Below are 13,136 nucleotides of genomic sequence, written 5' to 3' on the forward strand. Positions count from 1 at the left end.
GGGTGCTACGTTCCCGTCCATGAGCTCCAGCAGCGCGGCGCCCCGTCGCGGCGAGAAGTCCGGCGCGGCCGCCAAGCCGCCCATGCGGGACGCCCTGGTCGCGGCGGCCTTCCGGCTCTTCCTGGAACGGGGGTACGAGCAGACCACGGTGGACGACATCGTGGCCCTCGCCGGGGTCGGACGGCGGTCCTTCTTCCGCTACTTCCCCTCCAAGGAGGACGTGGTCTTCCCCGACCACGAGCGCTGCCTGGCGGACATGACGGCGTTCCTCTCCTCCGGCGACGGCGCCGAGGAACCGGTCCGCCGGGTGTGCGACGCGGCCCGGCTGGTGCTGCTGATGTACGCCGAGAACCCGGACTTCTCGGTGCAGCGCTACCGGCTCACCAAGCAGGTGCCCGGGCTGCGCGCCTACGAGCTGTCGGTGGTGTGGCGCTACGAGCGGGCCCTCGCCGACTATCTGCGCCGCCGGCTGCGCGACCGGCGCGACGGGACACTGCACGCCGATGTGATCGCGGCCGCCGTGGTCGCGGCCCACAACAACGCGCTGCGCTCCTGGCTGCGTTCGGGCGCCGGGATCGATCCGGAGGCCGCGGTGGACCACGCCCTCGGCTCCGTGCGGTCGACGTTCGGCACGGAGCCCGCCGCGAGGCCGTCCGGCTGGGCGACGGCACAGGACCGGGCCGAGGACGTGATGGTCGTCGTCACACGGCGCGGCACACCGCTGTGGCGGGTCGTGCAGGAGATCGAGACGGCGCCGGCCCGGGACTGAGCGGCGGCGGGACCGGGCGGCCCGGAGCCTGCGGGACCGCGGCCGGACGGGCCGGCGGAAATTTCGGGGTACGCAGTGCTTTACCGATGACACTCAGTGCCATACGCTGTCGCCGTGCACGGTGGCACCCGATCCGACCGCGCACCCACGTGCGCGATCCGCCGCGCGCGGGATTTCCGGCCGAGCGCAGGGAGTTGACCAGCGTGTACCACCCCTCAACAAGCGCCGTTCAGCAGGTGGCCGGCACCGCGGCGGGCGTTCTGGAGCACCGGCCCGCGGGCCGCGCCGGGGACACCGCCCCCGAGACCGTCCACTTCCAGCGCTGCACCTGGTGCGGCACCGCGATGTACCACCGGCTGCTGTGTCCGGTGTGCCAGGGCAGCGACCTGCGCACCGAGCGCAGCGAGGGCGTGGGCACGGTCCGCCACTCCACGGTGGTGCACCGCAACACCCCCGCCGCGCGCAATGTGTCGCTGATCGAGATGGCGGAGGGCTTCGTGATCCGGGGCCGGGTGATGGGCCCGCCCATCGGCATCCACAGCGGTGACCGGGTACGGCTGTCCACGGCCAAGGACCCGGTGCGCGGCGAGCCGGTCTTCCAGCTGATCGACGAGCCGTACCGCGCCTGGACCTGATCCGAGGTCACCGCCCCGGCCCGGTCCGGTCCGCCCCGCGCCGGACGGCGGCGGGTGTCAGACGGCGGCGGGTGTCACCTTGATCCCGACCGTGCCCTTCGTGCCGCGCCGCAGCCGGCTGCCGAGGAGGGTGAGACGGCCGAGGACGCCGTACTTGCGGGCGACGAGCGTGCGGTAGCGGGCGCTCACGGCCTCGTCGCAGATCTCCGCCGTGCCGGGCACCTGCTCTCCGGTGGGGTTGCCGCGCACGTCGCAGGGGCCGACCAGCACGTCCGCGCGGTTGCGGATCCGCTTCACCTTGTAGGAGTCGGCGGCCGTCCACACCCCGAGCGCGTCGCCGTCCCGGACGACCCAGACGGGCGTGGCGACCGGCGTACCGTTCTTGCGGTAGCTGGTGATCAGCACATACTTGCCCGCGGCGAGCCGGTCCAGGGCGGTTGCGTCCATGGCCCCGATTCTAGGCGCCCCGCGCGGCAGCCGGGCGGGCGGGGCGGCACCGGCGGGCGGCGGCGGACGACGGCCGGACACGGAAATCCCGTCCTGTGCGGCGGAGGCCGAGCGGAGATCAACTGGGCGGTCTAGATTGCTCGTTGCCATCCCGTACGCCCGGCAACCCAGGAGCTGATCCCGTGACCGAGAACCCGCCGGCCGCAGAACCGACCTCCGAGGCGCTGCGCGCCCGCATCAACACCGCCCAGCCGCACACCGCGCGGATCTGGAACTACTGGCTCGGCGGCAAGGACAACTACGAGGTCGACCGCGCCGCGGGCGACCAGATCCGCCGGCTCCACCCGGGCATAGGCGAGTACGCCCGCGCCGACCGGCTGTTCCTGGGCCGGGCGGTGCGGCATCTGGTGGCCGAGGAGGGCATACGCCAGTTCCTCGACATCGGCACGGGGCTGCCCACCGCGGACAACACCCACGAGGTGGCCCAGCGGCTCGCCCCGGACGCGCGGATCGTGTACGTGGACAACGACCCGCTGGTGCTGGCCCACGCCCGCGCCCTGCTCACCAGCACCGACGAGGGCCGCACCGACTACCTCGACGAGGATCTGCGCAATGCCGACGCGATCCTCCGGCACGCCGCGAAGACGCTGGACCTGACCCGGCCCGTGGGGCTGATCCTGCTCGGCGTGGTGATCTTCATCGGCGACGACGAGGACCCCTACGGTCTGGTGCGCCGGCTGACGGACGCCCTGCCCGCGGGCAGTCACCTGGTGCTCTCGCACACCGTCACCAGCCCGTCGATGCCGGACGTGGACGAGGCCGTGAAGTTCTGGAACGAGCACGGCACCCCCAAGCTCACCCAGCGCACGCCCGAGGCCGTGACCCGCTTCTTCGACGGCCTGGAGCTGCTGGAGCCGGGCGTGGTGTCCTGCTCGCGCTGGCGCCCCGAGCACGGCGACGGGACGGAGCCCGAGGAGGTCGCCATGTTCGGCGGGGTGGCCCGCAAGGCGTGACTGAACGCCCACGGGGCGCGGCGCGTATGACAGTTGGGCGTTCGGCAGCAGAGCGCTCCGCGGTGTCGCCGCCGCGTCCACGAGGGGTTCGGGAGCCATGCACATGGGGCACGCACGACGACGGATCGTCCGGCGAGTGACACGGCTGGCGGCGGTCGGCGGCCTGCTGCTGGGAGGCACCATGGTCGGCCGGGCGGTGGCGAGCGAGCCGCCCGGACCCCCCGGCGCGCAGGGCACCCCGACACGGGCGGCCGCTCCGGCGGGCGCGGACCTGGTGGCCCGGCTCGGCGCCTCGCGCACCGGAGGCAGCTGGGTCGGCGCGGACGGCCGTCCGGTGGTCGCGGTCACCGACGACGGAGCGGCCGCCGAGGTGCGCCGTGCGGGGGCCACGCCGAAGGTGGTCGAGCACAGTCTGGGCGAGCTGCGGTCGGCGACCACGGTCCTGCGTGCGGCGCCGCGGGTGGCGGGCACGGCGTGGGCGGTGGACTACCGCGCCAACGAGGTCGTGCTGCGGGCCGACACCACCGTCTCCGCCGCGGACTGGGCACGGCTGACCGAGCTGGCGGACGGTCTGGGCGCGCCGGTGCGCATGGAGCGCACCCAGGGCACGTTCACGACCCGGCTGAACGGGGCGCAGCCGATCCTGTCGACCTCGGGACGCTGCTCGGCGGGGTTCAACGTCACCGACGGACGCTCGGACTTCATCCTGACGGCGGGACACTGCGGTCCGACGGGCTCGGTGTGGTTCGCCGACTCCAGGGGCGGCGAGGAACTCGGCCGGACCGTGAACGGGAGCTTCCCGGGAGACGACTACTCGCTGGTGAGCTACACGAACGGCCGGGCGGGCGACGGTGCCGACGTGGTGGATCTCGGCGGCGGGCGCGGTGTGCGGATCACGGGCGCGGGCGATCCGTCGGTCGGGCAGCGGGTGTTCCGCAGCGGCAGCACGAGCGGTCTGCACGACGGGGTGGTCCGCGCGGTCGATGTGACGGTCAACTACCCCGAGGGCAGCGTGAGCGGCCTCGTCGAGACGGATGTGTGCGCCGAACCCGGCGACAGCGGGGGGCCGTTGTTCTCCGAGGGGATCGCGCTCGGCATCACCTCGGGCGGCAGCGGGGACTGTGCCGTGGGCGGTACGACGTTCTTCCAGCCGGTGACGAAGGCTCTGGAGGCGCTGGGCGTGCGGCTGGTGGCGTCGGCGGGTGCGGCGGGCGCCGCGGGTACGGCGACCGCGGAGCCGTCGGTGCCGCAGGGCGCGGTGGCGCCCGGTGCGGCCTCGCCGGGTTCGTCGGCTCCGGTCAGCGGGGTCCAGGCATCGACGATGCTGTCGCGGCTGGCGGATCCCCGGAACGCGGGACCGGGTCTGCTGATCGTGGCCGGCAGCCTTGTGGCCCTGGCAGCCACGCGGTTCATCCGCGCGGAGCAGGACCGCAAGGCATACCGCAGCCGTTATTCGGCGAGTTGGGGCTGAGCCCCTGGAAGGCCGAGGGTGGACGAGGCGCTCAGGCCGCCCGCGCCGGTCGGGGGGCCGCCACGGCGGCCCACTCCATCACGAGCCGCTGATACTCCGCGCGCTGCTCGACGGTCAGTGTCCCGCCCGACCGGCGCCACAGCGCCCGGATCTCCTCGTTGACCTCCGCGGCCGATCTCTCGGAAACGGTTTCAACAGTGGTGGACATGCTGTGAAGCATACGGGCCCACACGTGAAGGCCACGTGAGTAATGCCTGATAAAAAGGGCATTTCGGACGTGGCTCTGATCACGTCCGACAGCCCCGTCAGGTGCCCGGCTTGCGCCCGTAGACGAAGACGTCGTCGCCGTTCTTCAGCAGCGACCAGTACTTCTTGGCGGTGGCGGTGGTCATGTTGACGCAGCCGTGGGAGCCCGGGGGGTTCCACATGCTGAGGTTGACCGAGTGGAACGCCTGGCCGCCGTCGAAGAACTGGCTGTAGGGCATGGGCACGTTGTAGATGTTCGACACGTGGTCGATGTCACGCCAGTAGATCTTCTTCAGGCCGGTCCGCGTCTCGTACCCGTTGCGCCCGGTGCGCACCGGCACGGGGCCGTACACCAGACGGCTTCCGTCCTGGATCCAGCTGAGCTGGAGCGTGAGGTTCACACAGGCGATCCGGCCCTTGTTGGTGGGGCACTTCCCGTCCCGGTTGGGATTGGTCCCCACGGCCTTCTGCTTGCGCATGAGGTCCATCACACCCCAGGTGACGGGCCCGGCGTAGCCGGCGTTCGGCTTGATGCCGTGCTTGTCCTGGAACGCCTTGATCTTCTGGCAGTCGGCCGACGACTGCACCCCGTTGACGGGCAGACCGAGGAACTTCTCGACCTGCTTCTGGTAGGGGCCGGTCTGCGTGGTGCAGCTCGCGGCCTGCGCGGGCGCCGCACCGAGGCCGAGCGCCAGCGGCACCATGAGCGCGCCCGTGCCCACGACGGCGGCTCCTCGTCTGCGTATGTCCCCCATGGCGGCATGCCCTCCCGTTGTTCTGTTCCGTGCACGACTGCCGTGCCACTCTGCCTGCTAGACCCGCACCGGGCCGAAGGGGTTGCATGCCCGGCGGCCTCGCGACGAAACGGTGACATTACACTCCGGCCCCGGCTCCTCCCCCCTTCGGGATCGGGGTCTGAACAGGGCCGGAACCGCTGCCGGCCGGGCATCCGGCCCGCCGGTCGCTGCCGTCGGACCCGGATCAGCGGTAGCCGGTGACGTCGGCGGGCCTGCCCGGGTCGGCGACCTCCACCAGATAGCGCCAGGCGTCGGGGCGGCTGCCGTCGAGGTCGGTGAAGCCGTAGACCTGGGCGAGGCCGCCGCTGGAGAGGGAACTGCCGTTGAAGCGGGCCACCTCCGGGTCGGCGGCCAGGGCAGCGACGGCCCGGCCGACATAGCGCGGGGTCTCGGAGACGGCGAAGTGCGGCTGCTTCTCCAGGGCGTCGCGCCAGGTGTCCTCGGTCACACCGAAGGCGTCCAGCATGATCTCCGAGCGCATCCAGCCCGGTGTGAGCGCGACCGCGGTCGCCCCGCGCGGGCCCAGCTCATGGCCGAGGGCGAAGGCCATCCGCAGGACGGACGTCTTGGCCAGGTCGTAGAAGAACGAGTTGCGGTAGTTCGCCCCGTTGTACTCGGCCGTCCCGTCGGTCATCTCCACGACCAGGCCGCCGGGCCGGCGCAGCAGCAGGGGCAGGGCGTGGTGACTGGTGATCGCGTGGGTCTCGACGGCGAGCCGCAGGAGCCGCAGCCCCTTGTCGAGGTCGTGCTCCCAGACGGGCGACTCCCACTCGAAGAGGTTCTCGCCGCCCCAGATGTCGTTCACCAGCACGTCCAGGCGGCCCCGCTCGGCGTCGATCCGCTCGACGAGGGCCCGGACCTGGGCGGGGTCGAGATGGTCGGCGGGCACGGCGATGCCCTCGCCGCCCGCCGCGGAGACCAGGTCGGCGGTGTCCTCGATGGTCTCCGGGCGGTCGTACTCGGAGCGGCGCTCGCGCGTGGTGCGTCCCGTGACGTACACCGTGGCGCCCGCCGCGCCCAGTTCCACGGCGATCCCGCGGCCCGCGCCGCGGGTCGCCCCGGCGACCAGCGCCACCCTGCCCTGCAACGGCTTGTCCATGTCCGGCCCCTCGTGCTCGCGTCTGTCACGTCGCCCACGAGCCTGCCCGTCCATCCGGACATCCCCTGTCGCCTTTCACGGCCGGATCACCCGGCCGGCTCAGTGGCCTCGGTCGATCCACTCCTGCAGGTGCGGGGCCTCGGCGCCGATGGTGGTGGTGTCGCCGTGGCCGGTGAGCACCTTCGTCTCGGGCGGCAGGGTGAGCAGCCGGCCGGTGATGGAGTCGATGATCGTCGGGAAGTGCGACCAGGACCGGCCCGTGGCGCCGGGACCGCCCTGGAAGAGGGTGTCGCCGGAGAAGAGCACGCCCATCCCGGGGTCGTACAGGCAGACCGCGCCCGGCGCGTGCCCGGGAGTGTGCAGCACCCTGAGGTCGGCGCCCGCGGCCTCGATGACCTGGCCGTCGAGCAGCCAGGCGTCGGGCTCGCGGTCCGGGTGGGTCTGCTTCCACAGCGGCAGGTCGTCGTGGTGCAGCCAGATCACGGCACCGGTGAGGTCGGCGAGGGCGGGGGCCGCGTCGATGTGGTCGTTGTGGGCGTGGGTGCACACGATCGCCGTCAGGCGCCGGTCGCCGACCGCCCCGGCGATGGCCGCGGCGTCGTGCGCCGCGTCGATCACGACGACCTCGTGGTCGTCGCCGACCAGCCAGACGTTGTTCTCCACGTCCCAGGAGCCGCCGTCGAGGGCGAACTGGCCCGAGGTCACCAGGCGTTCGATGCGGGGAGCCATCACAGCATCACCACCGAGCGCAGGACGTCGCCCTGGTGCATCCGCTCGAACGCCTTCTCCACCTCGTCCAGCCGGATCGTCTCCGACACGAACGCGCCCAGGTCCAGGCGGCCCTGGCGGTGCAGGTCGATGAGCATCGGGAAGTCGCGGGAGGGCAGACAGTCGCCGTACCAGGAGGACTTCAGGGCGCCGCCGCGGCCGAACACGTCCAGCAGGGGCAGTTCGAGCTTCATCTCCGGGGTGGGCACGCCGACCAGGACGACGGTGCCGGCGAGATCACGGGCGTAGAAAGCCTGCCGGTACGTCTCGGGGCGGCCGACCGCCTCGATGACCACGTCGGCGCCGAAGCCGCCGGTCAGCTCGCGGATCGCCTCGACCGGGTCGGTCTCCCGCGAGTTCACGGTGTGGGTGGCGCCCATCGCGCGGGCCTTCTCCAGCTTGCGCTCGTCGATGTCCACGGCGATGATCCTCGCCGCGCCGGCCAGGAGCGAGCCGGCGATCGCCGCGTCGCCGACGCCGCCGCAGCCGATCACCGCGACCGAGTCGCCCCGGCCCACGTCACCGGTGTTGATCGCGGCGCCGATGCCGGCCATCACCCCGCAGCCGAGCAGTCCCGCGACGGCCGGGGAGACGTCCGGGTCGACCTTGGTGCACTGGCCCGCGGCCACCAGCGTCTTCTCGGCGAACGCGCCGATGCCGAGGGCCGGGGAGAGCTCCTGGCCGGTGGAGGCCAGGGTCATCCGCTGCCGGGCGTTGTGGGTGTCGAAGCAGTACCAGGGACGGCCGCGCAGACAGGCCCGGCAACGCCCGCACACCGCACGCCAGTTGAGGACCACGAAGTCCCCCGGCGCCACGTCGGTCACCCCGTCGCCCACCGACTCGACCACGCCCGCGGCCTCATGGCCGAGCAGGAAGGGGAAGTCGTCGCTGATGCCGCCCTGTTTGTAGTGCAGGTCGGTGTGACACACCCCGCACGCCTGGATCCGCACCACGGCCTCGCCCGGCCCGGGATCGGGCACGACGATCGTCTCCACCCGCACCGGCTCGTCCTTGCCGGGTGCGATCACGCCGCGTACTTCCTGCGCCATGGCTCTTGGGTCCCTTTCCGTCGGCCGGCGTTGTGCCTCTGCGCCGACCCTACGCGCATTCGATCTACGTCATCAGCCCGCGCGCACGACGCGCCCGGCCGCGTCCGGGGCACGGACACGGCCGGGCGGGACAGCCGGAGGCGGGGTCAGTACTGGATGCCGGGGAGCAGACCGGTGACCGGTGCGACCAGGTCGGTGACCTGGTGCAGCTGACCGAGGTCGCCGGGGACCCGGTTGAGCTGTGCCAGCTGGGCCGACGGCCGCGGCAGGGCGTCCTTGTGCGGCGCCGGCATGTCGCTGACGGCGAGCGAGTCCAGCAGGGCGATCGGGCTCAGCGTGTCGGCCCGGGCGCCCGTCTCGGCCGCGCCCGCCGCGGGCGCGGCGACGGCGGTGACCCCGGCGGCGAGACATGCGGCGGCGAGGATACGACGAGGAGAGATCATGCCCTCAGCAACGCCGGCGGGCCCCGGTGGACACGGCCGCAGGGCTCCCCTCACCCGCAAGGCGGAGCGCTTGCCGACCCCTGTGGGGCGGAGGACGCTCGTAGTGAGGCCCGCACGACCCCGCCGCCCCGCGGGGCGGCCTGCCTCGGAGGAGGTCATCATGGGCACCACCACGAGCCCCGCCTTCAGCGCCGACACGCTGCGCCGGGGGCTGGAGTCGAAGACCGAGAAGGACCTTCTGCAGCTCTACGCCGACGACGCCGAGCTGCGCGTGATCGACCACAACACCCAGCCCAGCAACCCGATGGTCATGCACGGCCGCGACGCGATAGGCGACATGCTCAGGGACGTGTACAGCCGTGACATGTCGCACAAGATGGAGGACTGCATCGTCCAGGACGACCGTGCCGCGTACAGCGAGACCTGTGTCTACGCGGACGGGGTCAAGGTGTCCTCCGAGTCGATGATCAGACTGCGGGACGGCAAGATCGTCGAGCAGACGATGATCCAGGCATGGGACGAGTAGGGAGGCGTATGCCGCTCGTACGGATCAGCACCCGGATGAGCTGGAGCTTCTCGGCGCGGGCCGGACTGATGCCGGTCCGCGCGGGACGGGTCCGGCGGGCGGGCCCGACGGCGGTGGTGCGACAGCAGATCGCGGTGGCCGCGCTGCGCTCCCTCCTGCGCGAGGCCCGTCCCCGGCTGACACGCCGGACCCGGGTCCCGGTGCGCGGAGCCCGGATCCTGTCGCGCGGAGCCCGGCACGGGGGCCGGTCCCGCCCCGGATGACCGTCGCCACGCCGCCGGGGCGGACGGTGGACGCGTCGGCCCGCCCGCCCGGGGCGGAGCCGTAGCCCGTACGAGGTCCCGTGCGGTGGGCATACTGACCCGTGTGCGGGTCGCCATCATGACAGCGGGATCCCGGGGTGACGTGGCCCCCTACACCGGGCTGGGACACGGTCTGCTGCGCGCCGGCCACGAGGTCACCCTGGTGACCCACGCGCGGTTCGAGCCGCTCGTGGCGGGGTCGGGGATGCGCTTCCACCCGCTGCCGGTCGACCCGCGGGCCGAACTGGAGTCCTCACGCGGGCGCGGGCTGCACCGCAGCGCGACGGACGCGGGGAAACTGCTGCGGGTGGTGTCCATGGCGCGGGCGCTGGTCGGGCGGATGACCGAGGACCTGCTGGCGGCCGCCCGGACCAGCGACATGCTGCTGCTGTCCGGGGCCGTGGCCCCGCTGGGACTGGCCATGGCCGAGGGGCTGGCACTGCCGAGCCTCGGCGTCTACCTCCAGCCGATGGCGCCCACCCGGGAGTTCGGACCGCCCCTGCTCGGCGACCGCTCCCTGGGCGGAGCCGGCAACCGGCTGGCCGGGCACGGCGTGAACCTCGCGGTGGAGCGGGTCTTCGCGACGGCCGTCCCCGCGCTGCGGGCCCGGCTGGGTCTGCCCGCCTCGCGGACCGGGCCGGCACGCCGCGACCGGGAACGGCGGGGCTGGCCGGTGCAGCACGGGTTCAGCCCCCTGGTGGTGCCCCGGCCGCACGACTGGCGTCCCGGCCTCGACATCAGCGGGTACTGGTGGCCCTACGACACCGGGGCCCGGCTTCCCGTGGCGGTGCGCGACTTCCTCGCCGCCGGGCCGCCGCCGGTGTTCGTCGGGCTGGGCAGCGCGACCGTGCCGGACGCGCGGGGCTTGAGCGGCCTGGTCGTGCGGGCGCTGCGCAGGGCCGGGCTGCGCGGGGTGATCCAGCGCGGCTGGGGCGGCCTCACGGCCGACGGGACCGACGGGACCGACGGGACCGACAGGGACGACAAGGACGACAGGAGCGGAGGCGGCGGAGGCGGCAGGGACGACGGACACGACGGGGACGACATGCTGACGATCGGCGAGACCGCCCACTCGGCGCTGTTCCCGCACATGGCCGCCGTGGTCCACCACGCGGGCGCCGGCACGACCGCGGCGGGGCTGCGCGCCGGGGTGCCGGCCGTACCGCTGCCCGTCCAGTTCGACGAGGCGTTCTGGGCGGCCCGCCTGGTCGCGCTGGGCGTGGCGCCCTGCGCGCTGCCCCTGCGCCGGGTGACGGAGGACGCCCTCGGCGCGGCTCTCGTCCGGGCGGTCGGCCGTCCTTCCCACCGGGCCCGTGCCCAGGCGCTCGGCGCCCGGATCCGTGCGGAGGACGGAGTCGCCCCGGTGCTGGCCGCGGTGGACCGGCTCGGCGGCTGACCTCAGCGCAGAATGGCCAGGAGCTGACGGACGAGTTCGTCCACCACCTCGTCGAGCGTGGCGTCCACCCGTCCCGCGCTCCAGTCGTGGAGCAGGCCGTTGACGCTGCCGATGAACGCCGTCGCGGCGAGCCGGTGGTCACGGGGTTCGGCCTCGCCCCGGGCGACCGCGGCGGCGGCCTCGTGGCAGATGAGGTCGACCCAGCGGGAGCGCCGCGCGAGACGCTGCTCCTCCAGCCGCGCGCTGACGCCGATGATCTCGACGAAGGTGATGCGGATGCGCCGCGGGTCGGCGGTGACGTTCCCCGCGTACGCCCGGAAGATCACGGAGGCCCGCTCGGCCAGGGGACCTTCCGGCGCCTCGGCGGCCGCCGCCAGCACGGCCTCCTCCGCCCAGCCGTTGACCTGGAGGTGCAGCTCGGCCAGGACGTCCTCGAGCGTGCGGAACTCCTCGTAGAACTGCCGGGTCGACAGCCCGGCGGCCTCACTGAGGGCGGCGACGGTCGTTCCGCGGTAGCCCGGGGTGCCGCCGAAGAGCCGGAGCGCCGCGTCGAGGAAGCGCCCGCGCCGCTCGGCCTGGCGTTCCTCGGCGGACCTGCCGCCGTAACGGCCGGTCGGCCCCTTGAGCCTGCCCGCCACCGTGCCTCCCGTCGCCCGTCCGCCGGAGGTCGATTTTGTCGTGTCCGCAGTCTTGTGGAGAAGGGCACCCCTTCCCTACTTTCCGGTGAGCAACTCTGAACGGCGCTGTATTCAGACTGCCCCCCACCCCGAGGAGAGTGCAGCCGTGTCTGCCTTCCGCTCCCGGCACCTGTGCACCGTCGCCGCCGTCCTCGCCCTGACCGCCACCCTCCCGGCGGCCACCGCGTCCGCCGGCTCCCCCGCCGCATTGCGCGAGGTGCTGTTCGTCGGCAACAACTGGGACGGCACCGCCGACGTCATCGAGTCCTCCGGCGACTTCGCGAGGATCGGCCGGGTGAACGTCGTCCCGGACAAGGACCGGCGCATGGCCGAGATCAACGCCGATCCGATCAAGTGGATCTACTTCATGGCCATCCGCGACGGCGTCGGCGAGGGCCACGACCAGTTCGTCGACGACATGTACGCCACCCCGGACGGCCGCTCGATGGTGGTCTCCCGGCCCAGCTTCGCCGACGTCGTCTCCCTCGACCTGGCCACCGGAGCCGTCAACTGGCGTTTCGCGGTGTCCGGCCACCGGGCCGACCACATGGCGGTCTCCCCCGACGGCACCCGGGTCGCCGTCTCCGCGTCGACCTCCAACACCGTGCATGTGCTGGACATCGCCACCGGCCGGCAGCTCGGCTCCTTCGGCACCGGCGACAAACCGCACGAGAACGTCTTCAGCCGGGACGGCAGACAGATCTGGAACATGTCGATCGGCGACGTGAACACCGCCCTGGACGCGCCCTGGCTGGACTGGACGAAGGGCGACCGGAAGATCACCGTCGTCGACGCGCAGACCTTCCGGCAGATCAAGGTGATCGACATGCGGCAGCGGCTGGACGCGGCCGGACTCGGCGCGTACTCGGACGCCGTCCGGCCGGCGGCGTTCAGCCCCGACGAGTCCAAGCTGTACTTCCAGGTGTCGTTCTTCAACGGCTTCTTCGAGTACGACGTGGCGAGCGACCGGATCACCCGCACGAAGGTCCTGCCGAAGAACCCGGCGACCAGCGAGGACCGCACGACCTGGGTCAACGACTCGCGCCACCACGGCATCTCGATGAGCCCGGACGGGACCAGGCTGTGCGTGGCCGGCACCATGGACGACTACGCCACCGTCGTGGACCGCGCCACCTTCCAGGAGGGCCCGCTGGTGCCCGCCTCGAAGCCCTACTGGGCCACGGTCAGCGGCGACGGCAGGTCCTGCGTGGTCTCCGAGAGCGGCGCCGACCAGGTCACCGCGATCGACTTCGCGACCGGCCGCAGGACGGTCTCGGTCCCGGTCGGCGATCATCCGCAGCGCGTCCGGCTCGCCCGTGTGCCCGCCGGCTGGACGGGCCCGTCGGCCGGTTGAGCACCCCGGCCGGGCGCAGGAGCCGTCCGCCCGGTCCTGGCGTCCTCGCCCGCGTCGGCACGGGCGAGGATGCCAGGATGGAACGTGTGCGCGAGGCGTCATGTCCTGCGGGGAGGGAGGCCCTCCTCGCCGGGCGGGCATGAC

At 73.0% G+C, this 13,136-nt stretch carries 16 protein-coding genes; 8 read left to right on the forward strand and 8 right to left on the reverse strand.

Translation table 11 applies throughout. The features are described from left to right. Positions 1–19 precede the first annotated feature (19 nt). Together ACIQGV_RS14990 and ACIQGV_RS14995 are read left to right on the forward strand one after the other, a co-directional pair. On the forward strand, positions 20–769 hold the full coding sequence (locus ACIQGV_RS14990) for a TetR family transcriptional regulator (RefSeq protein ID WP_402494642.1): 750 nt from the start codon (positions 20–22) through the stop codon (positions 767–769). A gap of 203 nt (positions 770–972) precedes the next feature. Next, a complete protein-coding gene (locus ACIQGV_RS14995; RefSeq protein ID WP_402494991.1) occupies positions 973–1,404 on the forward strand; it encodes a Zn-ribbon domain-containing OB-fold protein in 432 nt (143 codons plus the stop codon). A 57-nt stretch (positions 1,405–1,461) separates the two neighbouring features. Here ACIQGV_RS14995 and ACIQGV_RS15000 read toward each other — a convergent pair whose 3' ends face one another. Next, on the reverse strand, positions 1,462–1,851 hold the full coding sequence (locus tag ACIQGV_RS15000; protein WP_402494644.1) for a PPOX class F420-dependent oxidoreductase: 390 nt from the start codon (positions 1,849–1,851) through the stop codon (positions 1,462–1,464). A gap of 182 nt (positions 1,852–2,033) precedes the next feature. On the opposite strand from ACIQGV_RS15000, the gene ACIQGV_RS15005 reads away from it, so the two are divergent. Next, the gene (locus tag ACIQGV_RS15005; protein ID WP_402494646.1) at positions 2,034–2,864 is read left to right on the forward strand and encodes an SAM-dependent methyltransferase; all 831 of its coding nucleotides are present in this window, start codon (positions 2,034–2,036) and stop codon (positions 2,862–2,864) included. Between the two features lie 103 nt (positions 2,865–2,967). After that, positions 2,968–4,335: a S1 family peptidase gene (locus ACIQGV_RS15010; RefSeq protein ID WP_402494648.1), complete on the forward strand. Its 1,368-nt coding sequence runs from the start codon at positions 2,968–2,970 to the stop codon at positions 4,333–4,335. 31 nt (positions 4,336–4,366) lie between these two features. Here ACIQGV_RS15010 and ACIQGV_RS15015 read toward each other — a convergent pair whose 3' ends face one another. The 6 genes from ACIQGV_RS15015 to ACIQGV_RS15040 all read right to left on the reverse strand — a co-directional run bounded on the left by ACIQGV_RS15015 (position 4,367) and on the right by ACIQGV_RS15040 (position 8,737). Beyond that, positions 4,367–4,555 (reverse strand): hypothetical protein, encoded by a 189-nt coding sequence (locus ACIQGV_RS15015; RefSeq protein ID WP_402494650.1) that lies wholly within the window; start codon positions 4,553–4,555, stop codon positions 4,367–4,369. An 85-nt stretch (positions 4,556–4,640) separates the two neighbouring features. Next, positions 4,641–5,336 (reverse strand): L,D-transpeptidase, encoded by a 696-nt coding sequence (locus tag ACIQGV_RS15020; protein ID WP_402494652.1) that lies wholly within the window; start codon positions 5,334–5,336, stop codon positions 4,641–4,643. Positions 5,337–5,562: 226 nt separating this feature from the next. Then, positions 5,563–6,477, reverse strand: a complete 915-nt coding sequence (locus tag ACIQGV_RS15025) for an SDR family oxidoreductase (protein WP_402494654.1) — start codon at positions 6,475–6,477, stop codon at positions 5,563–5,565. Positions 6,478–6,576: 99 nt separating this feature from the next. Next, complete coding sequence (locus tag ACIQGV_RS15030) at positions 6,577–7,206, reverse strand: MBL fold metallo-hydrolase (protein ID WP_402494656.1); 630 nt, start codon at positions 7,204–7,206, stop codon at positions 6,577–6,579. Then, positions 7,206–8,294 (reverse strand): S-(hydroxymethyl)mycothiol dehydrogenase, encoded by a 1,089-nt coding sequence (locus ACIQGV_RS15035; protein ID WP_402494657.1) that lies wholly within the window; start codon positions 8,292–8,294, stop codon positions 7,206–7,208. Before ACIQGV_RS15035 ends, ACIQGV_RS15030 begins: the two co-directional genes overlap by 1 nt. A 146-nt stretch (positions 8,295–8,440) precedes the next feature. After that, on the reverse strand, positions 8,441–8,737 hold the full coding sequence (locus tag ACIQGV_RS15040) for a hypothetical protein (protein WP_402494659.1): 297 nt from the start codon (positions 8,735–8,737) through the stop codon (positions 8,441–8,443). A gap of 160 nt (positions 8,738–8,897) precedes the next feature. On the opposite strand from ACIQGV_RS15040, the gene ACIQGV_RS15045 reads away from it, so the two are divergent. From ACIQGV_RS15045 to ACIQGV_RS15055, 3 genes are all read left to right on the forward strand, one after another. Continuing rightward, entirely contained in the window at positions 8,898–9,263 is a 366-nt protein-coding gene (locus tag ACIQGV_RS15045) for a nuclear transport factor 2 family protein (RefSeq protein WP_402494661.1), read from the forward strand. Between the two features lie 8 nt (positions 9,264–9,271). Further along, positions 9,272–9,526 (forward strand): hypothetical protein, encoded by a 255-nt coding sequence (locus tag ACIQGV_RS15050; protein WP_402494662.1) that lies wholly within the window; start codon positions 9,272–9,274, stop codon positions 9,524–9,526. A gap of 118 nt (positions 9,527–9,644) precedes the next feature. Beyond that, a complete protein-coding gene (locus ACIQGV_RS15055; RefSeq protein ID WP_402494664.1) occupies positions 9,645–10,961 on the forward strand; it encodes a glycosyltransferase in 1,317 nt (438 codons plus the stop codon). 2 nt (positions 10,962–10,963) lie between these two features. On the opposite strand, the gene ACIQGV_RS15060 is transcribed toward ACIQGV_RS15055, so the two are convergent. Beyond that, a complete protein-coding gene (locus tag ACIQGV_RS15060; RefSeq protein ID WP_402494666.1) occupies positions 10,964–11,599 on the reverse strand; it encodes a TetR/AcrR family transcriptional regulator in 636 nt (211 codons plus the stop codon). A gap of 145 nt (positions 11,600–11,744) precedes the next feature. Here ACIQGV_RS15060 and ACIQGV_RS15065 point away from each other — a divergent pair, with 145 nt between their 5' ends. After that, entirely contained in the window at positions 11,745–12,992 is a 1,248-nt protein-coding gene (locus tag ACIQGV_RS15065) for a YncE family protein (RefSeq protein WP_402494668.1), read from the forward strand. Positions 12,993–13,136: the final 144 nt, after the last annotated feature.

The sequence above is a fragment of the Streptomyces sp. NPDC093094 genome (assembly GCF_044754345.1).
In the GTDB taxonomy this organism is placed as follows: domain Bacteria; phylum Actinomycetota; class Actinomycetes; order Streptomycetales; family Streptomycetaceae; genus Streptomyces.

Coding starts and splice junctions, on each gene's coding strand:
- ACIQGV_RS15035 (WP_402494657.1), bottom strand. CDS start 8,294: ATGGCGCAGGAAGTACGCGGCGTGATCGCACCCGGCAAGGACGAGCCG.
- ACIQGV_RS15000 (WP_402494644.1), bottom strand. CDS start 1,851: ATGGACGCAACCGCCCTGGACCGGCTCGCCGCGGGCAAGTATGTGCTG.
- ACIQGV_RS14990 (WP_402494642.1), top strand. CDS start 20: ATGAGCTCCAGCAGCGCGGCGCCCCGTCGCGGCGAGAAGTCCGGCGCG.
- ACIQGV_RS15030 (WP_402494656.1), bottom strand. CDS start 7,206: ATGGCTCCCCGCATCGAACGCCTGGTGACCTCGGGCCAGTTCGCCCTC.
- ACIQGV_RS15040 (WP_402494659.1), bottom strand. CDS start 8,737: ATGATCTCTCCTCGTCGTATCCTCGCCGCCGCATGTCTCGCCGCCGGG.
- ACIQGV_RS15055 (WP_402494664.1), top strand. CDS start 9,645: ATGACAGCGGGATCCCGGGGTGACGTGGCCCCCTACACCGGGCTGGGA.
- ACIQGV_RS15020 (WP_402494652.1), bottom strand. CDS start 5,336: ATGGGGGACATACGCAGACGAGGAGCCGCCGTCGTGGGCACGGGCGCG.
- ACIQGV_RS15015 (WP_402494650.1), bottom strand. CDS start 4,555: ATGCTTCACAGCATGTCCACCACTGTTGAAACCGTTTCCGAGAGATCG.
- ACIQGV_RS15010 (WP_402494648.1), top strand. CDS start 2,968: ATGGGGCACGCACGACGACGGATCGTCCGGCGAGTGACACGGCTGGCG.
- ACIQGV_RS15045 (WP_402494661.1), top strand. CDS start 8,898: ATGGGCACCACCACGAGCCCCGCCTTCAGCGCCGACACGCTGCGCCGG.
- ACIQGV_RS15025 (WP_402494654.1), bottom strand. CDS start 6,477: ATGGACAAGCCGTTGCAGGGCAGGGTGGCGCTGGTCGCCGGGGCGACC.
- ACIQGV_RS15050 (WP_402494662.1), top strand. CDS start 9,272: ATGCCGCTCGTACGGATCAGCACCCGGATGAGCTGGAGCTTCTCGGCG.